This is a genomic window from Kitasatospora sp. NPDC058048, assembly GCF_042885555.1.
Lineage (GTDB): Bacteria > Actinomycetota > Actinomycetes > Streptomycetales > Streptomycetaceae > Kitasatospora > Kitasatospora lactacystinica.
The window spans coordinates 117929-136544 of record NZ_JBHVRT010000015.1; the positions used below are offsets into that span (position 1 = coordinate 117929).

Here is an 18616-nt window from a genome sequence, read left to right on the forward strand (position 1 = left end):
GCCCCGCCCCGGATCGCGCCGCAGCGGGTCCCGGCTGCCCCGCCCCGGCGACCCGGGCGCGGTCAGGCGGGCGCGGTCAAACGGGCGCCGGGGCGCCGACGACGCGCAGCAGCTCCAGGCGGGAGGCCGACTCGCCGCCCGGCGCGGCGGTGTGCACCAGCAGCAGCTGGTCCTCGCCGCCGGCGGCCAGCACCTCGCACTCCAGCTCCAGCGGCCCCACCACCGGGTGCAGCACCCGCTTGCGGCCGCTGCGCCGCCGGGCGACCTCGTGGCGCTCCCAGCAGGAGGCGAACTCCTCGCCGCTGGCGAGGAGTTGCTCCAGCAGTTCGGCGGCCCGCCGGTCCCCGGGGCGGGCGGTGCGGGCGGCGCGCAGGGAGGCGACATGGGCGCGGGCGAGGTCCTCGTGGTCCTCGGGCGGGAACAGCGCCCGCACGCCCGGTTCGGTGAACCAGCGCAGCAGCAGGTTGCGCCGCTCGGGCGCCAGGGCGGTGACGTCGCCGAAGACGGCGGTGGCCATCGGGTTCTGCGCGAGAACGTCGCCGAGGTCGGAGACGACCTGGGCGGGCGTGTCGTGCAGCCGGTCCAGGATCAGCAGCAGCCCCGGCCGCACGTGCCCGAGCGGGCCGTGCCGGCGCGGCGGCTCGTGCCCGGCGAGGCGGAACAGGTGGTCGCGCTCGTCCTCGCTCAGCCGCAGCGCCCGCGCCAGCGCCGCGAGCAGCTGCGGCGAGGGCTGCGGGCCGCGCCGCTGCTCCAGGCGCGCGTAGTAGTCCACCGACAGCCCCGCCACCTGCGCCACCTCCTCGCGGCGCAGCCCCGGTGTGCGCCGCCGGACCCCGGGCGGCAGCCCCAGGTCGGCGGGGGCGAGCCGGGCCCGGGTGCGGGTGAGGAAGTCGGCCAGTGCCGCTCGGTCGATCATGCCCCCAGCATGGCCCGCCGGAGCCCGCCGCCACCAGGGACCGGCGGTCCCCGGCTCGCGGACGCGGCCCCCCGGTGCCGCGCCCGTCCGGCCCGCGCCGGCCCGCACGGGCGGGGACGCCGTCACCCGTCGGCGTGCGGTGGGTGTCCGCGGCGCCGGGCCCGGAACAGGACGTGGCCGCTGTCGCCCTCGGGCACGAACTCCTCGTGGACCACGTCGAAGCCGGCGCTCACGAGCCACTCGCGGCTGGTGGCGGCGTCGGCGTGGCTCCACCACATCGCGGCCCCGCCGCCGAGCCAGTTCTCGTCGGTCCCGGTCCAGGCCCGGTGCCCGGTGGTGCTCAGGAACCAGCCTCCCGGCCGCAACCAGTGGGCGATCCGCTCCAGCAGGGCCGGCTGTTCCTCCACCGGCACATGGATCAGGGCATACAGGCAGACGACGGCGTCGAAGCGGCCGCGGGGAAACTCCACGGTCGTGGCATCGGCGCGGATGAAGTCGGCGCCCGGCACGAGCTGCCGGGCCCTGCGGACCTGGACCTCGCTGATGTCGACCCCCGTCACCCGGTGACCCGCCGCGACCAGGGACCGGACCACGGGAACCCCGGTGCCGCACCCGATGTCCAGGACGGTCGCGGCCCCGGGGAGCCGGCCGAGCAGATCCTCGATCCACGGCCCGTACTTCGTCCCGCTGCCGAACGCCCGCTCGTAGTGCTCCGACAGCACGTCGTACCCGCGCCGGACCACTTCCTTCGGATCCTCGTCGTCCACGCGTGCACGCTACGGCGCGCCCGCCGGGAGCGCGACCGCTTTTCACCCGGCCCCGGCCGGGCCTGCGCCCGGGGCCGTGCGAGCGCCCGGGCCCCCAGCCAGGGATCGGCGGTCCCTGGATCGGGAGGTCTCTGCCGCACCGCTCGGGGCGCGGGCAGGGTGGTGGGTGTCGAAGGTGATCAACTCTCCTGGAGGAGGCGGACGATGGCGACGATCCTGGTGACGGGCGCGACGGGTTCGGTGGGCAGCAGGCTGGTGCCGCGGCTGGTGCGGTGGGCGGAGGCGGACGGGTCCTCGGTGCGGGTGCTGGTGCGGGACGCCGCGAAGGCGCGGGACCTGGACGGGGTGGAGGTGGTGGTCGGCGACCTGTGCGAGGAGGCGGACCGGGCGCGGGCGCTGGAGGGCGCCGAGGTGGTGCTGAACGTGGCGGCGGCGCTGCGCGGGGTGCCGGACGAGGCGGCGTGGGCGGTCAACCGGGACGCGGCCGTCGCCCTGGGGCGGGAGGCGGCGAAGGCCGGGGTGCGGCGGTTCGTCCACACCAGTACGAACCTGGTGTACGGGCGGGGGCTGGGGCGCCCCGCCGTGGAGGGCGACCGGCTCGCACCGGATCCGGCATGGGGGGTGTACGCGGCGTCCAAGGCGCAGGCCGAGGCGGGGCTGCGCGCGCTGGGGGACGAACTTCCGCTGGTGGTGGCCCGGTTGGCGTTCGTGTACGGGCAGGGCGATCCGCATCTGGCGCAGTCGCTGCACTGGGCGGCGAACTGGCCCGCGCACCAGCGCCTGGCGGTGGTGCACCACGCGGACGTGGCGCGGGCGCTGTGGCGCGCGGTGGTGACGCCCGGCATCGAGGGGCGCACGTACAACGTCGGCGACGACGCGCCGCTGACGGCCTGGGACCTGTACGCGCTCAACGGTCGGACGCACCCGGGCAGTTCACCGGCCGAGCCGGACGAGCCGGACAAGCCGGCCGACCCGTTCGACCCGTTCGACCCGTGGGAGGGACAGGTGTCCACGGCGGCGGCGCGCCGGGAGCTGGGCTGGCGTCCGCTGTACCCGTCGGCGTGGGCGGCGGCCGACGCCGGGGCGCTGTAGCGGACGCCGCCCGGCCCTCCCGGTACGGGGAGGGCCGGGCGACGCCGCACAGCCGGCCGGCGGCGCACAGCCGGCCCGCGCCGCTCGGCCGGTCAGTGCCGCTCAGCCGGCCGGCGTGGGCGCGGGGGCGTAGCCGGCCGGGCGGGTGGTGAAGGTGCCGCGGCCCTGGGTGCGGCCGCGCAGGCGGCCCGCGTAGCCGAAGAGTTCGGCCAGCGGCACCAGTGCGCCGACCCGGGCGGTGGCGCCGTGGCCGGGTTCGGTGGAGCGGACGTGGCCGCGGCGGGCGGCGAGGTCGCCCAGGACGGTCCCGAGGGCGTCCTCGGGCACGGTGACGCTCACTTCGGCCAGCGGTTCCAGCAGGTGCATCCGCGAGGCGCGCAGGGCCTCGCGCAGGCCGAGGCGGGCGGCGGTGCGGAAGGCGAGCTCGGAGGAGTCCTTGGGGTGGGTGGCCCCGTCGGTGAGGGTGACGGCGACGCCGGTGACCGGGTGCCCGCCGAGCGGGCCCTCGGCCAGGGCGTCGCGGCAGCCGGCCTCGACGGCCTGCACGTACTCGCGCGGCACCCGTCCGCCGGTGACGGTGGAGGTGAACGCGAACTCCCCCTCGGTGCCCGCCGGCAGGGGGTGGACGTCGAGGACGAGGTGGGCGAACTGCCCGGCGCCGCCGTCCTGTTTGGCGTGCCGGTAGGTGAAGCCGGTGACGCCCTCGGCGAGGGCCTCGCGCAGCGCGACGCGCGGGCGCCCGACGACCGCCTCCACGCCGGCCTCGCGCCGGACCTTCTCCACCGCGACCTCCAGGTGCAGTTCGCCCAGGCCGGACAGGGTGCGCTGGCCGGTCTCGGGGTCGGTGGCCACGCGCAGCGAGGGGTCCTCCTCGGCCAGGCGGGCGAGGGCGGCGGCGAGCTTGTCGGTGTCGGCGGCGCGGCGGGCCTCGACGGCGACGGTGACGACCGGTTCGGCGCTCACGGGGGCCTCCAGGACGATGGGGTGGTCGGCGTCGCACAGGGTGGCGCCGACGCGGGTGTGCTTGGGGCCGACGACGGCGACGATGTCGCCGGCGCGGGCGCTGTCGGTCTCGGTGTGGCGGTCGGCCAGGACGGTGAGGATGCGGGCGACGCGCTCGCGGCGGCCGGTGGCGGTGTCGAGCACGGTGGCTCCCTTGTGGAGGGTTCCGGCGTACAGGCGCAGGTGGGTCAGGCGCCCGGTCGGGGCGGAGGTGACCTTGAACGCCAGGGCGGTCAGGGGCTGTTCGGGGTCGGGGTCGCGCTGCTGGGCGCGGTCGGCGGAGCGGGTGGGCGGGACGTCGAGCGGGGAGGGCAGGTAGGCGACGGCGGCGTCCAGGAGGGGTTCGATGCCGCGGTTGCGGTAGGCGGAGCCGCACAGCACCACGACCACCTCGCCGGTGCGGGTGAGGTCGCGCAGGGCCGCGGTGAGGGTGTCGGCGCCCAGGGTGGCGCGGGCGCAGAACTCCTCCAGGGCTTCGGGGTGCAGTTCGGCCACCGCCTCCTCCAGGGCGCGGCGGCGCTCGGCCGCCACGGCTTCGAGGCCGGCCGGGACCGGGCCTTCGTGCAGGGTGCCGTCGTCGTCCCAGGTGAGGGCGCGCAGGCCGACCAGGTCGACGACGCCGGTGAACGACTCCTCGGCGCCGATGGGCACGTGGACGGCCAGCGGGCGCGGATGCAGGCGTTCGCGGATGGCGGCGACGGCGGCGTCCAGGTCGGCGCCGGCGCGGTCGAGCTTGTTGACGAAGGCGATGCGCGGCACGCCGTGGCGTTCGGCCTGGCGCCACACCGACTCGCTCTGCGGCTCGACGCCGGCGACCGCGTCGAACACCGCCACCGCGCCGTCGAGCACCCGCAGGGAGCGCTCGACCTCGTCGGCGAAGTCGACGTGGCCGGGGGTGTCGATGAGGTTGATCCGGTGCCCGGCCCAGGCGCAGCTGACGGCGGCGGCGAAGATGGTGATGCCGCGGTCGCGCTCCTGGGGGTCGAAGTCGGTGACGGTGGTGCCGTCGTGGACCTCGCCGCGCTTGTGGGTGGTGCCGGTGAGGTAGAGGATCCGCTCGGTGACAGTGGTCTTGCCGGCGTCGACGTGGGCGAGGATGCCGAGGTTGCGGACGGCGGCGATGCCGGCGGTCGCGGCGGTGGCGGTGGCGGTGCTGCGGGTGGTGGTGTGGGTGCGCATGGCCCGGGTGCCTTTCGAGGCGGTTCTGCTCGTGGGGTGGGCGCGCGATTCCAGCAGTGCCGACGGATCGTCGGATTCATGACCACGGAATGGGACTACGGCCGGACAGGCCGGTGTCAGACGGTGGCGGCACTGCTCCGGTGCCGGCCGCGCAGCGGGCACCGGGAGGCCGGGGACACCAAAATCACCTCGTACCGCGACGCGGGAGAGGGGGCGGCGGCGCTCTGCTTCGGCATGGCCGCCCGCCCCCTCTCTCGTCTCGTTCGTCGTCGCGGTCGTCGTGGTTGTCGCATTGTCGCGGCGGGCCGCGCGTCGGGGCGCGGCCGCGTGGCGAGTGTAGGGAGGGCGGGCCGGCCGGTGCGACGGGTTTTACGGTGCCGGGTCCTACGGCGCCCGGAAGCGCAGGACCGGCTCCGACCAGCCGTCGTCGCGCACCCCGGCGTCCAGAGCGGCGCCGATGGCGCGTTCCTCGTACGCGAAGTGGGAGTCCATGATGGCGGCGAGTCCGTCGAGTTCGCGTCCGATCGCCTCCAGGTCGGCGCCGGTGGCGCCCTGGACGACGGCTTCGGCGGCCCGGTCGGCGAGGTGGCGCACCCGGGTGAGGATGTGGGTGATGAAGCCGTGGTCCTCGACGAGTTTGCCGATGGTCGGCGCCAGGTCGGGGCGTTCGTGCAGGAGTTGGGCGAACAGGCCGGTGTCCTCGCCCTGGTGGTGGTTGGTCAGGGCGGTGCAGAAGGCCAGGCAGTGGGTGAGGAGTCCGCTGTCGTCGCCGTCCGGGCGGCGGGGCCGGCCGAGATTGGTGCGCAGGTCGGCGAGGCGGCGGCGCAAGTCCTGGTGCGCGCGGGAGAGTTGCAGGCTGAGGGCGGCCGTACGGCCGATGGAGGGGGAGGCCACGGGTGGCGGTCCCTTCGGTTCCGCACCTCCATGCCTGACGCAGTCCGTCACCGGCACGCGATGCTCGCGCCATCGGATCACGTGCCCCGGCCGGAGGGCAAGCGGGGCTCCTGCGCCCCGGGTGGTGTCCCGGGGCCGCCGTCACGCTCCGCCGGCGAGGTCGCGCAGGGTCGCCCCGGCCTTCGGGGTCAGGACGAGCGGACCCCTGCCGCTCGTCCACACGGCCCGCACGTCGAGGCTTCGCAGGCGCCAGCCGTCGGGGGTGCGCACCGCCTCGCCGGTGAACGTGCCGCCGACGTCGAAGTGGCCGCCGGGTTCCTCGCCGCGCGCCTGCTGGGTCGAGGCGAGGTGGACGTGCGCCATGACGGCGTTCCAGCGCACCGCGGCCCGGTCCCCGTCCAGGTCGATCATGTGGTTGGCGCCCACGTGCTGGGTGCGCTCGAACTTCCCGAGGGTCGCCTGCTCGGACTCGGCCAGCCCGTCGATGCCCTCGTGGTCCCCCACCGGCGTGGTGATCCGCACGTCGGGGGTGAAGTAGCGCCGCGCCCACGCCTCGTCGAACCGCCCGCCGCCGCGGGGCACCGTGTCGAGGCTGAGCAGGTAGCCGTCGATGAGGCCGGTGATGTCGGCGCGGTCGGTGAGGACCTGGATCCGCTGTTCGAGCGCGGCGAGGTTCGCGGTGGTGGTGATGGTGGTGATGGTGGTCATGGCCCTGGCTCCTCGGGATCGCTGTGCGTGTCGCGTCCGGTCCGGTCGCGCACCCCGGAGACTAGGACCTCAAGTCGACTTGAGATCAAGGTTCCGGTCCGGAGTCCGGCGGGCCCGCCCGGCGGCGGGATCGGCGGCGGGATCGGACTCGTCCGCGGGGCCGGGCTCGGCGGCAGGTTCGGCGGCCGCGCCGGCGCGCGGGCGTCCGAGCAGGATGCCGGCGACCACCAGCGCCAGTCCGGCGCCCTGGCGCACCCCGAAGGGGTCGCCGTCCAGCGCGGTGCCCAGCAGCACGCCGGTGAGCGGGTTGAGCAGTCCGAGCAGGCCCACCGTGCCGGCCGGCAGGTGGCGCAGCCCGGCGAACCAGCAGGTGAAGGCGAGCGCGGTGGCGACCGCGGTGGTGTAGCCGAAGGCGAGCAGGGTGGGCCCGTCCGCCGGCGGGGGCGGGCCCTCGGCGGCGGCGGCGAGCGGCAGCAGCACCAGGCCGCCGGCGGTCAGCTGCCAGGCGGTGGCGGTGAGCGGGTCGGCGCCCTCGCGCCAGCGGGCGGCCAGCACGTAGCCGACGGAGGAGACGAGCATCGCGGCCGCGGAGGCCGCCAGCCCGGCCCAGCCGATCCCCTCCCCCGTTCCGGCCAGCGCGAGGGCGACCCCGGCCAGGCCCACCACCGACCCCGCCAGGTGCGCGCGGCGCGGCCGCTGCCCGGCCAGCGCCCAGGCGGTGAGCAGCAGGGCCAGCGGGGAGGCGGCCATGAGGGTGGCGGCGGCGCTGGTGGGCAGCAGTTGGGAGGCGAGGTAGAGCAGGACGAAGAAGGCGGCGGTGTTGAGCAGGCCGAGCAGGGCGCTGCGCCACCACCAGGCGCCGTGCGGGCGGCGGCGGGCGAGGGCGAGCAGCAGCAGTCCGGCGGGCAGGGCGCGCAGGGCGGCGCCCCACAGGGGGCGGTCGGCGGGCAGGTGGGCGTGGGTGACCCAGTAGTTGGCGCCCCAGGCGACGGGGGCGAGGGCGGTGAGCAGCACCCAGCGTTTGGTGGCTTCCATGGAAGGCAATATAGCTTCCTGGGAAGCTACTGGCGTAGGGTGGTCTCCATGGAGCCCGACCAGCACGAGGACCGGCACGAAGAGCGGTACGAGGAGCGGCACGAGGAGCGGTCCCCGGACCACGTCGCCCAGATCCAGGCCGCGTGGCGGCGCGAGCGCCCCGACCTCGACGTCTCCCCGCTGGCCGTCATCGGGCGCCTGCACCGCCTCGCCGCCCGCCTGACCGCCGAGCTGACCCTCGTCTACCAGCGCTACGGCCTGGGCGAGGGCGAGTTCGACGTGCTCGCCGCGCTGCGCCGCGCCGGCGCCCCGTACGAGCGGGCCCCGGGCGAGCTGGCCGCGCACACGATGGTGACCACCGGCGCGATGACCAAGCGGATCGACCGGCTGGAGCGCGCCGGGCTGGTCACCCGCCGCCCCGCCGCGGACGACCGGCGCGGGCGCGTGGTCGCCCTCACCGACGCCGGCCGGCGCCTGTTCGACGAGGCGTTCACCGCCCACCTGCGCAACGAGCACCGCCTGCTGGCGCACCTGAGCACCGAGGAGGCCGCAGCCCTGCAGGGCCTGCTCACCGCCTGGCAGCACCGCCTGGACGGCACCGGGGACGCGGGTGGAAGCCGCACCGGAGGAAGCCGCGCCGGGGGAAGCCGCACCGGGGGCACCGGGGACGCGGGCCGTACGGAGCGGGGCGGTGACGGCGGCCCGTGAGAAGCTGACGCATGGCCAGCCAGACTCCCCCGCCCGACGCCCCGCCGCCGCACCACCGGCACTCCTCCGCTCCCCCGCCCGGCTGGCGGAACCCGGACGTGCGGGCCGCCCGGCGCCTGGTGGAAATGCTCCAGGAGCTGCGGGTGCTCCAGACCGGCGTGCAGATCGTCTTCGCGTTCCTGCTCAGCATCGCCTTCACCCCGCGCTTCCCCCAACTCACCGAAGCCCAGCAGGACATCTACATCGTCACCCTGCTGCTGTCGGTCGTCTCCTCGGCCGTCCTGGCCACCCCCGTCGCCCTGCACCGCGGCTTGTACCGCCACCCCGGCAAGGCGCGGATCGTCGACGTCTCCGCCCGCATCGCCCAGGTGGGCCTGCTGCTGCTCGCCTGCGCGCTGACCGGCGCCGTGCTGCTGGTCCTCGACGTCGTCCTCGGCACCGTGCTGGCGGTGCCGATCACCTGTGCCATCGCGCTGGTCTTCGCCGTGCTGTGGTTCGTCCTGCCCTGGGCGGTGCGCCGCTCCGCCACCCACCACCGGACCTGACCCGACCCGACCGCCACCGCCGCTACCGCCACCTTCGCCGCTGCCGCCGCCCGCAGCGGGGTTGCACGGGCGGCGGACCACGGACCGGGCCGGGGCCGGCTGCCGGGCGCCGGGGGCCGGGCCGGGAGGCGCCCACCGGGCCGCCTCCCCCACCCCACGGAGCCCACCCGCACCCCGGACCGCTTACCGTGCCGGTATGCATACCGACGAAAGCCCGTGGGACGTCCTGCTGATCGGCGGCGCGTCCGGCATCGGCAAGAGCCGCGCCGCCGCCCGCCTGTCCGCCCGGCACGGCGCGTTCGTGGTCGAGTTCGACGACGTCGTGGCCGCCCTCCAGGCCGCCACCACCCCCGCCGGCCACCCCGGCCTGCACCACTTCGCCAGCGTGCCCGACCCCGACGCGCTGCCCGCCGACCGCGTCCTGGAGCTCCAGATCGCCACCGCCCGCGCCCTGGACGACGCGCTGCTGGGCGTCGTGCGCAACCGGCTCACCGTGGACGTGCCCGCGATCGTGGAGGGCGACTACCTCACCCCGGCCGCCGCCGCCCGCGCCGTTGCCGAGGCCGCCGGGCAGGGCCGGCGCGTGCGCGCGGTCTTCCTGCACGAGGACGACCCGCGGCGCATCGGCGCCAACTACGCCGACCGCGAACCCGGTTCGGGCCCGCAGCCCGAGCGCGCCGCCGTCAGCGCCCGCTACAGCACCTGGCTCGCCGGCCAGGCCCGCGCCCACGCGCTGCCCGTGGTCGACTGCCGCCCGTACGCCACCCTGCCCGAGCGCCTGGCCGCCGCCCTGGCGTGACAGCGGCCGGGACGGCGGGACGGGCGCCCGGCGGGCCGGGGCGGCGGGACGGGCGGCCCGGCGGGCCCGGTCAGCCCGCCTCGATGTCCGAGATCAGCCTGGTACTCAGGTCGCTCTGCACCGCCAGCCGGGTGTGCCCGGCGTCGGGGCCGGTGCCCCAGGTCAGGGTGACGGTGGTGAACAGGTGCCCGGCGCCCGAGTCCTGGTGGCGCACCTCCCAGCGGGTGGGCACGTCCTGGGCACGCAGCACGCCGTCGGCGTGGTTGGCCTCCTCCCAGGCCGCCAGCCGCTGACGGAAGTCCTCGGTGAGGTAGTGGGAGCGCAGCTGGTCGCCCAGATCGTCGGTGCCGTCGGAGACGGCGTCGATGTAGGCGCCGTAGAAGTCGGCCACCCGGTCCACCGCGGAGTCCGGGCTGCCGCCGCGGACCGCGGAGCCCGCGACGGTGTCGGTGTCGGTCATGAACGTCCCCATCCGTCGGGGCCGGGCGCGCTCGCGCCCCCGGCCGTCGGTTCGACCCGTACGCCCAACGAGCCGCCCCGCCGGAGGTTGCGCCCGGACCGTCCCGATCCCCCCGGGTCAGTCCGGCGCCTGGCGCCCGTCGTCGTACGCAGCGCGCGCCGCGAGCACCTGCGGCATGTGGCACTCGGCCCAGGCCTTGATCTGCTGCATGAGCGGCAGCAGGTCGCGTCCGAGCGCGGTGAGCGCGTAGTCGACGCGGGCCGGCACCCCGGCGGTGACGGTGCGCCCGACCAGGCCGTCGCGTTCCAGGGCGCGCAGGGTCTGGGTGAGCATCTTCTCGCTCACCCCGGCCAGGCGCCGGCGCAGGCCGCTGTAGCGCAGCGGTCCGTCGGCGAGGGCGTTGACGACGAGGCTGGCCCACTTGTCGCCGATCCGGTCGAGGAGTTGGCGGGCCGGGCACTCGGCGAGGTAGGCGTCGTAGTCGGCGGCCTCGGCGGCGCGGCGCTGGGCGGCGGTCGTGGTGGGCACCGGCCCACTCTCCTTTCCGTACGGTACGCACCTTCGGGTGCGTCCTTCCTCGTGGAGAGTAACTCTCCTTAGGTTGGGTGGAGTTGCCGATGCGTGAGCCGATGGCGCGAGCCGAGGCGTGAGGGGTGTGGGTGCGATGCGTGCCGTGGTGGTGCGGGAGTTCGGCGGTCCCGAGGTGCTGGAGCTGGTGGAGGTGGCGCTGCCGCAGCCGGGCCGCGAGCAGGTGCGGGTGCGGGTGGCGGCGGCCGGGGTCAACCCGGTGGACGCGGTCACCCGTTCCGGGGTGCTCGCCGGGGCCGGGCTGATGGCGCCCCGGGCGGTGACCGGGATCGGCTGGGACGTGGCCGGGACGGTGGACGCCGTCGGCCCCGGCGTGACGCGATTCGCCCCCGGACAGCCGGTGGTGGGCCTGCGCGACCGCCTGGACACCGACCTCGGCACCTACGCCGACCAGGTCGTCCTGGACGCGGACACCCTGGCCCCCGCCCCGGCGGGCGCCACCCTCGCGCAGGCCGCGACGCTGCCGCTGAACGGCCTCACCGCGCTGCAGGCCCTGGACCTGCTCGACCTTCCGGCCGGCTCCACCGTCCTGGTCACCGGCGCCGCGGGAGCGGTCGGCGGCTTCGCCGTCGAACTGGCCGTCCTGCGCGGCCTGCGGGTGGTCGCACTGGCCGGGGAGGACGACGAGCGGCTGGTGCGCGGACTGGGCGCCGAGTGGTTCGTGCCGCGCACGGCGCCCGATGCGGCCGCCGCCGTACGGGAGTCGGTGCCCGGCGGGGTCGACGGCGCGATCGACGCCGCCCTGCTGGGCGTGCGGGCGCTGGGCGCGGTGCGCGGTCGCGGCGCCTTCGTCGCGGTCGCGGCCGGCAGCGCCCCGCCGGCCCTGCGCGGCATCCGGGTCGCCAACGTGTGGATCACCGCCGACGGCCCCGCCCTCGCCCGCCTCTGCGCCCTCGCCGCCGACGGCCGCCTCACCCTGCGGGTCGCCGACACCCTCCCCCTGACCCACGCCGCCCACGCCCACCGCCGCCTGGAGGCGGGCCATCTGCGCGGCCGCCTGGTCCTCACCCCCTGAACCGCTGCCCCCGGGGAACGGAAAGAAGGCCTGCTCCCGCTTACGGGGCAGGCCTTCTTCGATGTGATCCGCGTCACGGCGGGACTGCGGCAACAGCGCTCCGCCCGGGGAGACCGTCCGGGTTGAGGGGAAGGGCTCTCGGGTTGCACTGTGGCAGCCGGCGGGGCTCCGACCAAGCCGACCGGACGACTTCGGACAGTCCCGGACGCCTTCGGACGCCCGACCGCCCCGACCAGGCGTGATCCCGCGACCGCGCCCGCAGGCACGCGGACGGCTTCGGACGACCCCGGACACGTGGACCCCGGTGCCGGCGCGGCGGTGTCCGAAGGTGTCCCGAAAGCCCGTCACATCACCTCTTCCGAGGCCGTGTTGCTTCCGGCAGCGCCCACGGACACGAACTTGCACCGGCCTTCGCGGCCCGCGCATGATCTGACCCAGCCGCCCGCCGGGCGGCCCAGGGGACGGCAATCCCCACGTCCGGGTTGAGAGTTCAGAAAGGGATCACTGTGCTGTTCGAGCTCCGTTGCGCGGTGCGGCGCACACCGCCGCCCGCCCAGTACGCCGAGAGCCACGACCTGCGGCGCGCCGCGCTGTCCGCGGCGTTCCTCGCGATCGCCCTGACCGGCGTCATCGCCCTGATCGTCCTCGGGTACACCGTCGAGGCGCTGGTCACCGTCGTCGTCACCGCCGCGGTCGAGGCTTCCGGCTCGCTGGGCCGGCGGCCCCGGGCGGTCGCCGGCACGGCCGCCCGGGGGCGGCGATGAGCACGCCGGCTCACGCGGAGAGCCCTTCCGCCCGCGCCCGGTTCGTCGCCGAGCTGCAGCAACAGCGCCTGCTGGCAGGCCTGCCGTCCCTGCGCTCGATCGTCAGAGGGAGCGATCTGTCGGTCAGCGCCGTGAGCAGCATGCTCACGGGGCAGCTCCTTCCCTCGGAGTGGGCGCTGAAAGCACTGTTGGACGGGATGGGCGTGAGCAGTCGCGACCAGCAGCACGTGCTGCTCCTCCGCGATGCGGCCGAGGAAGCCCGTGCCACCGCTCGGCGCGCCGCCGCCGAGCGCCCCGCCGCCGAGCGCGCCGTCGCTGCCGAGCACGTCCCCGACGAGCGCCCCACCCCCGACTGGCGCGTGCCGGTCCCGGCCGCGGGGGAACCCGACCCGGTGATGTTCTCCACCGTGGAGGAGTTCGTCGCGGGCCTGGAGGACGTCAGGGTCTGGGCCGGCGAGCCGTCGCTGCGCCGGCTGGAGGAGCGCAGCGAGAGGCTGCACCGGCAGCGGCACACGGCGTACGGCAAGGTCCTGCGGCGCAGCACGATCTCCGACATGCTGAACGCCACGTCCCTCCCGCAGATGGAGAAGGTGCGGCACTACCTGCAGATCTGCGGGGTGCGGGACATCGACGCGTGGGTGTACACGTGGCGGCGGATCCGGACGATCGAGAAGGCCGTCCTGCGCCGGGCGGCCTGACCCCTCACGGCCGCGGAGTGGGAGGTCGGCGGGTCCGGCTTCCCACTCCGCCTTCCCGCCCCGGCTTCCCACTCCGGCTTCCCACTCCGGCTTCCTACTCCGGTTCCTTGCCCGCAATGGAGGCCGGCTTGGTGTGGAGGACTTCGCGGGCCTGGTCGGCGGCGCGCACGATGCTCTCGCTGATGAAGTCGAGGAAGCGGGCGATGTTCTCCAGGCGGACGGCGGCGGGGGTGCCGGGGCCGAGGACGGTGACGCCCTGGCGGGCGGCTTCGATGACCCGGTCGTTGGCGCGGGCGCTGGCGATGACGGCCTGGTAGTAGAGCTCGTCGTCGACGATGTAGCGGTCGCGGCGGCGTTCGTCGCGTTCGCGGCGTACCAGGCTCTGGCTCTCCAGGAAGGCGATCGCCTTGGAGACGGAGGCCGGGCTGACCTGCAGGCGCTGGGCGAGTTCGGCGGCGGTGAGGCTGCCCGCGTCGGTGGTGGACAGGCAGGTGATCACCCGGGCCCCCATCCGGTTGAGGCCCGAGCCCATCAGGACGGTGGTGAGCTGTTCCTCGTAGGCGGCCACGGCCTCGCTGTCGCGCCCGTGGGGCTGCGGGCCGGAGTGCTGTGCGCCGGGGGTGGCGGGCCGGCGCCGCTGGGCGCGGTGTTCGGTGGCGCGGTGGGCGAGGTCGGCGCGGTAGGCGAGGGGGCCGCCGTTGCGCATCACCTCGCGGGTGACGGTGGAGGTGGGGCGTTCCAGGCGCCGGGCGATCTCGGCGTAGGGGAGGCTGTCGGCCAGCCCCAGCGCGATCTGCCGGCGTTCCTGCTGGGTGAGCCTGCCTCCGGGCATCGCGTTCTCCTCGGTGGTCGTCGCCGCGCGGTTCGCGGCATGGTTCGCGGCGTGCCGACCGGTGGGGTCACCGGTCGGCCCCACCATAGCGTTCACCTTTCACCCATTGCAATGGTCGCAACGGTCACCGTTGCGTTCACCGACACACCCGTTGCAACAGTTTCCCGCCATTCACCTGTGACTACGCTGTTTTGACGCAACGAACTAGTTGCCGGGATCTTGAAAGCAACGTAGCGTTTCCAATGTCGGAAACGCCGACGGGGCAGGCTCGGAACCGGGCCCGAGCCCGCACCCACCCCCGCATCCACCCAGGAGCGCACCGTGCAGAAGTTCGACACCTCCGCCCCGATCACCGTCGTCCTGGACGTCCCCGGCGGGAGCGTCCGGTTCATCGCCGCCGAGCGCGGCGACACCACCGTCGAGGTCCGGCCCGCCGAGGCCGGCAAGAACCGCGACGTCCAGGCCGCCGAGCGCACCGCCGTCGCCTTCGCCGACGGCGTCCTGCGGATCACCACCGCCGCGGCCGGGCACCAGCTCCTGGGCCCCACCGGCTCCCTGGAGGTCACCGTCCAGCTGCCGGCCGGCTCCGCCGTCCGGGGCAAGGCCGCCGCCGCCGAACTGCGCGTCGTCGGCCGCCTCGGCGACGTCGCCTTCGACGGCGCGTACCGCACCACCAAGGTCGACGAGGCCGCGAGCCTGGACCTGACCGCCGTCGACGGCGACATCGAGGTCGGCCGGCTCACCGGGCCCGCCAGGATCGCCACCACCCGCGGCGACATCCGGATCACCGAGGCCCGGCGCGGCACCGTCGAGCTGACCACCCAGGCCGGGAGCATCACCGTCGGCGCCGCCGCCGGCGCCTCGGCCGCCCTGGACGCCGGCACCGGCCACGGCCGCATCGCCAACGCCCTGCGCAACGACGGCACCACCGTGCTCGACATCCGCGCCACCACCTCCCACGGCGACATCACCGCCCGCAGTCTCTGACCCCGGCCCCGCCCGGGCCGACACCGTCCAGCTCCAGGGGGACACCATGACCGGCAACACCGCACCCACCACCCGTCCGAGCCCGTGGACCGGCATGCTGCCGGTCGACGACACCGCCCTCGCCGTCACCGACACCGGCGGCCCGGGCCTGCCCGTGCTCTACCTCAACGGCCAGTTCGCCACCCAGGGCCGCTGGCGCCGCGTCATCGCCGAACTCGGCCCGCGGTTCCGGCACATCACCTACGACGAGCGGGCCCGCGGCCGCCGGTCGAAGCGCTCCGCGGACTACTCCTTCGAGGCCGCCGTCCGGGACATCGACGCCGTCCTCACCGCCCGCGGCGTCGAACGGGCCCTGCTGGTGGGCTGGTCCTACGGGGCGTTCCTCGGCGCGCACCAGGCCTCGCGCAACCCGCGGCGCACCGTCGGCGCCGTCCTGGTCGACGGCGCGCAGCCCTACGACTGGCTCACCGAGGAGATGGAGCAGCGCATCCGCAGGCAGTTCCGGCAGTGGGCGCCGCTCATGGCGCTGATGCGCCCCACCGGCCTGACCCCGCGGATGACCCACCGGCAGATGTCCGACTGCAACATCGAGCTCGGCAGGATCGGCAGCGCCGGCGCGCTGGGCCCGGTGCTGGACGCCGTCACCGTCCCGACCCGGTACGTGGTCGCCTCGGGGGTGTCCCTGGGCAGCAAGGGCGAGGAGCAGGAGATCATCCGCGCGGCCCTGCCCGCGGTGACCGAGCGCAACCCGCACATCGGGATCAGCGCGAAGGTCCCCAGCAACCACGGCGCGATCCTGAGGAAGGACTTCCGGGCCATCGCCGACGCCGTCCGCGAGGTCGCCGCCCTCGACCGGCCCACCTCCGGCCACTGACGGCCCCCGCACCCGCACCTTCCGCCACCGGCCGCCGGCCACCGCCTGCACCGGCCGCCGCCTGCCGGCACCGGGCGGCACCGGGCGGCCCGCCGCAACGGCGGGGGCCGTGCGTGCCGCGGCTCAGCGCGGGAGCGAGGACTCCTCGCCGACGGCGGCCAGCAGCTCGAACGGGAACTCCGGATCGGCCTGGCCGACGGCCAGCGCGAGCCAGCGGCCGCCGGACGGCGGCCACCACACGCGCATGGTGGCGGCGACGTTGCACAGGAAGCCCAGCGGCTCCGGGGCCGCCGATGCGGGATCCGGGTCGTCGAACCCGAGATACGGCCACAGGTCGACCGTCGCCGGATCTCCCCAACGGTCGGCCAGAACGGCCGCCAGTGCGAGGAGATCGGCTTCCAGCTCCCGTTCGGCCGCCTCGACGGTCTCTTCGCTTCGGTCGTCCCAGAAGTCCCGGCTCTCCCTGAGCACGGCCACATGGTGTCCGGGCCCGCCCCATCGACGGTCCGTCCCCGGCAGGCTCTCCCGCTCGGGAAACGGGAGGATGCTCAGCTCGTCGACGACCGAGAGCTGGGCGGCGGTGAATCCCCTCGATCGGTGCCGGCTCGACATGGGCGGAGCCTATCCGGGTCTCCCCCCGCCGTGCCACGGCGGCGGGCGAGGTGCCGTACCGCCGGGCGTTCGACCAGGGTGTGGAGGAGGGCCCCGGCGGCCAGGGTCGCGGCGAACGCGGCGAGCGTCAGCAGGACCGCGACCGGGGTCGGGTAGGTGCGGTCGCCGAGGACGAGGGGGCGGCCGTGGAAGAGGACGACGCCCTGGCAGAGGTAGAAGCCGAAGGAGACGCCGCCCAGCCACTGGGCCGGGCGGCGCGGCGCGGGGCGCGGGGCGCCGCGGCGCAGGTCGTGGTGGGCGGCGGCGCAGATGACCAGGGCGATCGGCAGGGCCATCGGCAGGACGAAGTCGTAGGGCGAGGGGACGGCGAGGGCCAGCGCGTAGGCGGGCGCGACGAGGAGGGCGGCGGGGGCGAGGGGGATGCGCGGGGCGAGACCGGCGGCGACGGCCCGGGCCAGCAGCATGCCCAGGACGAACTCCGGCAGCCGGGCCGGCGGGAAGAGGTAGCCGAACCACAACTGGTCGAGCGAGACCGGCAGTTGGGGAATGCGGGGGTGGGCCGGCAGCAGAGCCGCGTCGGCTCCCGCGACGGCCGCGGCCACCAGCAGGACGGCGGCCAGGGCCGGGCGCAGGGCGCGTCCGGGCAGACACCGTACGGCGCGGTGCAGGAGCGGGAACAGCAGGTAGAACAGGACCTCGCAGCACAGCGACCAACTGGGCATGTTCATACCCGAGTTGATATTCGGGTCGGGCGAGTAGGCGTGCACCAGCAGAAGGTTGGGCAGCCAGACCCGCACCGGGCAGGCCCACGCGAACAGCAGGGCGGCGGCGGCCCACATCGCCAGGTGGCTGGGGTAGATCCGGGCCAGGCGCCGGCGCCAGAACGCGGCGGGGCGCTCACCGTCCCGCGCGGACCAGGTCAGGACGAAGCCGCTGAGGACGAAGAAGAACGAGACCCCGGCGTAGCCGGCCTTGGAGGTGGCGTGGGCGAGGGCGGCGGCGAGGCGGGGGTCGGCGAAGAAGCCGAGCGGGGCCTCGGGGCGCAGCGGGTCGGTGACGAGGAAGACGTGGAAGAGGAAGACGGCGAGGGCGGCGGCGAAGCGCAGGGCGGTGAGGGTGGGCAGACGGTGCGGGGGTGGCGGTTCTCCGACGAGCAGAGCATCACTTCGTGCACTCATAACATGACCTTAGGTGACTGTGTGTCAAGTTGAGTCACTGTCGGTGTCGCCCGGAAGGCGTAAAACAGGGCGGGACGCGGGGGCGGGACGCGGGGGCGGGGGCGGCGAGCCGGGTGGAAATGGCGGTGCGGGTCGTGCGCCCGCTGGGCACACTGGTCCGATGATCACCGACCACTGGCCCCTGCGGGGGCTGCGCGTGACCTCGCCCCGCCTGGAGCTGCGCCTGCCCACCGAGGACGAACTCGCCGAGGTGGCGGACGTCGCCGCGCGCGGCGTCCACCTGCCCCAGGACCGCCCGTTCCTGACACCGTGGGGCGAGCTGCCGCCGGCCGAACGCGCCCGGCACGTGATGCAGTTGCACTGGGCGCGGCTGGGCCGCTGGAGCGCGCAGCACTGGGCACTGAACCTGGTCGCCTTCCACGAGGGGCGCCCGGTGGGGATCCAGGACATGCGCGCCAAGGAGTTCGGCGTGCGGCGCGAGATCGTCTCCGGCTCCTGGCTCGGCCTGGAGCACCAGGGCAAGGGCCTGGGCACCGAGATGCGGGCCGCGATGCTCCACCTGGCCTTCGCGGAGCTGGGCGCGCGCTCGGCGACCTCGCTCTCCTTCGCCGACAACCACTCCTCCCTGGCCGTCTCGCGCAGGCTCGGCTACCGCGGCGACGGCATCGACCGGGACGTCCTGGACGGGCGGGTGGTGGTCTCCGAGCGCCTGCGCCTGAGCCCCGAGGCCTGGGCCGAACACGCCCGCACCCCGGTCACCGTCACCGGCCTGAGCGCCGACTGCCGCACCATGTTCGGCCTCACCGACTGACCCCGGCCCCCGGCGAGCGTCCCGCACCCGACACACCCTGGGGAGTGGGGGGGGGGGCCCCCCCCCCGCCCCCACCCCCCCCCCCACCCCCCCCCCGCCCCCGCCCCCGCCACAGCCCCCACAAGAGGCACCGGAGCCCGCGCGCCCCCGGC

At 75.6% G+C, this 18616-nt stretch carries 21 protein-coding genes; 10 read left to right on the plus strand and 11 right to left on the minus strand.

Translation table 11 applies throughout. The annotated features are described in order from the left end of the window. Positions 1-76: 76 nt before the first annotated feature. Complete coding sequence (locus ACFVVA_RS18025; RefSeq protein WP_387690734.1) at positions 77-913, minus strand: helix-turn-helix transcriptional regulator; 837 nt, start codon at positions 911-913, stop codon at positions 77-79. 125 nt (positions 914-1038) lie between these two features. Then, positions 1039-1683, minus strand: coding sequence for a class I SAM-dependent methyltransferase (locus ACFVVA_RS18030; protein WP_387690580.1), 645 nt, complete (start codon positions 1681-1683; stop codon positions 1039-1041). Between the two features lie 204 nt (positions 1684-1887). Between ACFVVA_RS18030 and ACFVVA_RS18035 the strand changes: the two genes are divergently transcribed. Beyond that, the gene (locus ACFVVA_RS18035; protein ID WP_387690581.1) at positions 1888-2775 is read left to right on the plus strand and encodes an NAD-dependent epimerase/dehydratase family protein; all 888 of its coding nucleotides are present in this window, start codon (positions 1888-1890) and stop codon (positions 2773-2775) included. Positions 2776-2877: 102 nt separating this feature from the next. On the opposite strand, the gene fusA is transcribed toward ACFVVA_RS18035, so the two are convergent. From fusA to ACFVVA_RS18055, 4 genes are all read right to left on the minus strand, one after another. Beyond that, the gene (gene fusA, locus ACFVVA_RS18040) at positions 2878-4956 is read right to left on the minus strand and encodes an elongation factor G (RefSeq protein WP_387690582.1); all 2079 of its coding nucleotides are present in this window, start codon (positions 4954-4956) and stop codon (positions 2878-2880) included. A 384-nt stretch (positions 4957-5340) separates the two neighbouring features. Then, positions 5341-5850, minus strand: coding sequence for a hemerythrin domain-containing protein (locus ACFVVA_RS18045; protein WP_387690584.1), 510 nt, complete (start codon positions 5848-5850; stop codon positions 5341-5343). 141 nt (positions 5851-5991) lie between these two features. Continuing rightward, complete coding sequence (locus ACFVVA_RS18050) at positions 5992-6558, minus strand: nuclear transport factor 2 family protein (protein ID WP_387690586.1); 567 nt, start codon at positions 6556-6558, stop codon at positions 5992-5994. A 69-nt stretch (positions 6559-6627) separates the two neighbouring features. After that, positions 6628-7593: a DMT family transporter gene (locus ACFVVA_RS18055; protein ID WP_387690587.1), complete on the minus strand. Its 966-nt coding sequence runs from the start codon at positions 7591-7593 to the stop codon at positions 6628-6630. 48 nt (positions 7594-7641) lie between these two features. On the opposite strand from ACFVVA_RS18055, the gene ACFVVA_RS18060 reads away from it, so the two are divergent. From ACFVVA_RS18060 to ACFVVA_RS18070, 3 genes are all read left to right on the plus strand, one after another. Next, entirely contained in the window at positions 7642-8301 is a 660-nt protein-coding gene (locus tag ACFVVA_RS18060; protein ID WP_387690589.1) for a MarR family transcriptional regulator, read from the plus strand. An 11-nt stretch (positions 8302-8312) separates the two neighbouring features. Next, positions 8313-8846: a DUF6328 family protein gene (locus tag ACFVVA_RS18065; protein ID WP_387690591.1), complete on the plus strand. Its 534-nt coding sequence runs from the start codon at positions 8313-8315 to the stop codon at positions 8844-8846. A gap of 196 nt (positions 8847-9042) precedes the next feature. Beyond that, positions 9043-9645, plus strand: a complete 603-nt coding sequence (locus ACFVVA_RS18070) for an AAA family ATPase (protein ID WP_387690593.1) — start codon at positions 9043-9045, stop codon at positions 9643-9645. A gap of 70 nt (positions 9646-9715) precedes the next feature. On the opposite strand, the gene ACFVVA_RS18075 is transcribed toward ACFVVA_RS18070, so the two are convergent. Both ACFVVA_RS18075 and ACFVVA_RS18080 read right to left on the minus strand, forming a co-directional pair. Continuing rightward, positions 9716-10105, minus strand: a complete 390-nt coding sequence (locus ACFVVA_RS18075; protein ID WP_387690595.1) for a hypothetical protein — start codon at positions 10103-10105, stop codon at positions 9716-9718. 117 nt (positions 10106-10222) lie between these two features. After that, positions 10223-10633 (minus strand): winged helix-turn-helix transcriptional regulator, encoded by a 411-nt coding sequence (locus ACFVVA_RS18080; RefSeq protein ID WP_387690597.1) that lies wholly within the window; start codon positions 10631-10633, stop codon positions 10223-10225. A gap of 136 nt (positions 10634-10769) precedes the next feature. Between ACFVVA_RS18080 and ACFVVA_RS18085 the strand changes: the two genes are divergently transcribed. The 3 genes from ACFVVA_RS18085 to ACFVVA_RS18095 all read left to right on the plus strand — a co-directional run bounded on the left by ACFVVA_RS18085 (position 10770) and on the right by ACFVVA_RS18095 (position 13170). Further along, positions 10770-11708 carry an NADP-dependent oxidoreductase gene (locus ACFVVA_RS18085; protein WP_387690736.1) on the plus strand — a complete coding sequence of 313 codons (939 nt, stop codon included), beginning with the start codon at positions 10770-10772 and terminating at the stop codon, positions 11706-11708. Between the two features lie 506 nt (positions 11709-12214). Beyond that, positions 12215-12472 carry a hypothetical protein gene (locus tag ACFVVA_RS18090; protein ID WP_387690599.1) on the plus strand — a complete coding sequence of 86 codons (258 nt, stop codon included), beginning with the start codon at positions 12215-12217 and terminating at the stop codon, positions 12470-12472. Further along, positions 12469-13170 carry a hypothetical protein gene (locus ACFVVA_RS18095; RefSeq protein ID WP_387690601.1) on the plus strand — a complete coding sequence of 234 codons (702 nt, stop codon included), beginning with the start codon at positions 12469-12471 and terminating at the stop codon, positions 13168-13170. The genes ACFVVA_RS18090 and ACFVVA_RS18095 overlap by 4 nt, the downstream gene beginning before the upstream one ends. 94 nt (positions 13171-13264) lie before the next feature. Here the strand turns inward: ACFVVA_RS18095 and ACFVVA_RS18100 are convergent, their stop codons facing one another. Then, a complete protein-coding gene (locus ACFVVA_RS18100) occupies positions 13265-14002 on the minus strand; it encodes a helix-turn-helix domain-containing protein (protein WP_387690738.1) in 738 nt (245 codons plus the stop codon). 321 nt (positions 14003-14323) lie between these two features. Here ACFVVA_RS18100 and ACFVVA_RS18105 point away from each other — a divergent pair, with 321 nt between their 5' ends. Continuing rightward, a complete protein-coding gene (locus ACFVVA_RS18105) occupies positions 14324-14989 on the plus strand; it encodes a DUF4097 family beta strand repeat-containing protein (protein ID WP_387690603.1) in 666 nt (221 codons plus the stop codon). A 46-nt stretch (positions 14990-15035) separates the two neighbouring features. Next, a complete protein-coding gene (locus tag ACFVVA_RS18110) occupies positions 15036-15863 on the plus strand; it encodes an alpha/beta fold hydrolase (RefSeq protein WP_387690605.1) in 828 nt (275 codons plus the stop codon). A gap of 123 nt (positions 15864-15986) precedes the next feature. Here the strand turns inward: ACFVVA_RS18110 and ACFVVA_RS18115 are convergent, their stop codons facing one another. Together ACFVVA_RS18115 and ACFVVA_RS18120 are read right to left on the minus strand one after the other, a co-directional pair. After that, a complete protein-coding gene (locus tag ACFVVA_RS18115; RefSeq protein ID WP_387690607.1) occupies positions 15987-16334 on the minus strand; it encodes a hypothetical protein in 348 nt (115 codons plus the stop codon). A 77-nt stretch (positions 16335-16411) separates the two neighbouring features. Then, positions 16412-17653, minus strand: a complete 1242-nt coding sequence (locus tag ACFVVA_RS18120; protein WP_387690609.1) for an acyltransferase family protein — start codon at positions 17651-17653, stop codon at positions 16412-16414. 160 nt (positions 17654-17813) lie between these two features. On the opposite strand from ACFVVA_RS18120, the gene ACFVVA_RS18125 reads away from it, so the two are divergent. After that, the gene (locus ACFVVA_RS18125) at positions 17814-18464 is read left to right on the plus strand and encodes a GNAT family N-acetyltransferase (RefSeq protein WP_387690611.1); all 651 of its coding nucleotides are present in this window, start codon (positions 17814-17816) and stop codon (positions 18462-18464) included. The last annotated feature ends 152 nt before the right edge of the window (positions 18465-18616 follow it).

What these genes read in the sequence shown, in the direction of transcription:
- ACFVVA_RS18035 (WP_387690581.1), top strand. Translation starts at nt 1,888, where the DNA reads ATGGCGACGATCCTGGTGACGGGCGCGACGGGTTCGGTGGGCAGCAGG.
- fusA (WP_387690582.1), bottom strand. Translation starts at nt 4,956, where the DNA reads ATGCGCACCCACACCACCACCCGCAGCACCGCCACCGCCACCGCCGCG.
- ACFVVA_RS18050 (WP_387690586.1), bottom strand. Translation starts at nt 6,558, where the DNA reads ATGACCACCATCACCACCATCACCACCACCGCGAACCTCGCCGCGCTC.
- ACFVVA_RS18055 (WP_387690587.1), bottom strand. Translation starts at nt 7,593, where the DNA reads ATGGAAGCCACCAAACGCTGGGTGCTGCTCACCGCCCTCGCCCCCGTC.
- ACFVVA_RS18060 (WP_387690589.1), top strand. Translation starts at nt 7,642, where the DNA reads ATGGAGCCCGACCAGCACGAGGACCGGCACGAAGAGCGGTACGAGGAG.
- ACFVVA_RS18065 (WP_387690591.1), top strand. Translation starts at nt 8,313, where the DNA reads ATGGCCAGCCAGACTCCCCCGCCCGACGCCCCGCCGCCGCACCACCGG.
- ACFVVA_RS18070 (WP_387690593.1), top strand. Translation starts at nt 9,043, where the DNA reads ATGCATACCGACGAAAGCCCGTGGGACGTCCTGCTGATCGGCGGCGCG.
- ACFVVA_RS18075 (WP_387690595.1), bottom strand. Translation starts at nt 10,105, where the DNA reads ATGACCGACACCGACACCGTCGCGGGCTCCGCGGTCCGCGGCGGCAGC.
- ACFVVA_RS18085 (WP_387690736.1), top strand. Translation starts at nt 10,770, where the DNA reads ATGCGTGCCGTGGTGGTGCGGGAGTTCGGCGGTCCCGAGGTGCTGGAG.
- ACFVVA_RS18095 (WP_387690601.1), top strand. Translation starts at nt 12,469, where the DNA reads ATGAGCACGCCGGCTCACGCGGAGAGCCCTTCCGCCCGCGCCCGGTTC.
- ACFVVA_RS18100 (WP_387690738.1), bottom strand. Translation starts at nt 14,002, where the DNA reads ATGCCCGGAGGCAGGCTCACCCAGCAGGAACGCCGGCAGATCGCGCTG.
- ACFVVA_RS18110 (WP_387690605.1), top strand. Translation starts at nt 15,036, where the DNA reads ATGACCGGCAACACCGCACCCACCACCCGTCCGAGCCCGTGGACCGGC.
- ACFVVA_RS18120 (WP_387690609.1), bottom strand. Translation starts at nt 17,653, where the DNA reads ATGAGTGCACGAAGTGATGCTCTGCTCGTCGGAGAACCGCCACCCCCG.
- ACFVVA_RS18125 (WP_387690611.1), top strand. Translation starts at nt 17,814, where the DNA reads ATGATCACCGACCACTGGCCCCTGCGGGGGCTGCGCGTGACCTCGCCC.